The sequence below is a fragment of the Myroides sp. LoEW2-1 genome (assembly GCF_009767705.1).
Taxonomy (GTDB): Bacteria; Bacteroidota; Bacteroidia; order Flavobacteriales; family Flavobacteriaceae; genus Flavobacterium; species Flavobacterium album_A.
The window spans coordinates 1-715 of sequence record NZ_WSPP01000381.1 but is presented as its reverse complement, the minus strand read 5'-3'; the positions used below and the strand labels follow the sequence as shown (position 1 = coordinate 715).

The following is a 715-nucleotide window of genomic DNA, read 5'->3' as shown; positions in this document are numbered from 1 at the left end:
GTTCTTACTTAAATAAAAGCTTTGAATATTACTTTTTGTAAGTATTATTTTATTACGATTTAACTTTTCATTTAGTTGCATAATACTAACATCAAATTCATTATTTAGATATATAAGTAATTGATTTTGTTTACTTACATCGAAATTTTTAATATTAGAAATAACTAAAGAGTCATTGTGATTTAAAGTATGTACAATTATTTTTCCATTGTCTTTAGCAATAAAAAGGCCATCGTCTAAGAAGTAATCATAGAAATGATCTAAGTGTGAAAACTCTTTTTTTTCCTTAGTTTTTGTATTTACAAAGTATGTTTTATTAGACTTAGAACTTGTATTGTCTGTCTGAGAAATAATCGCCCATTTACCATCAGGTGATAATTTAGTAGGAATTACTGTATTCCAAAATGATTTTTCATTGATTGAATCATTATTATCTTGTGCTTTTAGACTATGTAAAGCACAAATAATTACCAACAAAATGATATATAGATTTAAGTTTTTATTCATGATTAGAGTTCTAAATTAATGATTGTATCTTGAGTGATAAAAAAATGCTTTCTTAAATTAAATGCATCAATAATTATCTGAGAATTTTCAGGTGTTTCTATGAAGAACTGTCCTAAGCTATCTGTTAAGTGATGAATAGAAGTATTATTAGTATTGTTCTGATATAAAAGACTAATATCTTTATTCACTAAGGGTTCATGTGTATTAG

Annotated in this window: 2 pseudogenes; both read right to left on the bottom strand. The window is 24.5% G+C overall.

The window, feature by feature from the left end:
- A pseudogene (locus GOQ24_RS16290) lies at positions 1 to 507 on the bottom strand (hypothetical protein); the annotation flags it as partial.
- A 2-nt stretch (positions 508 to 509) separates the two neighbouring features.
- A pseudogene (locus GOQ24_RS16285) lies at positions 510 to 715 on the bottom strand (hypothetical protein); the annotation flags it as partial.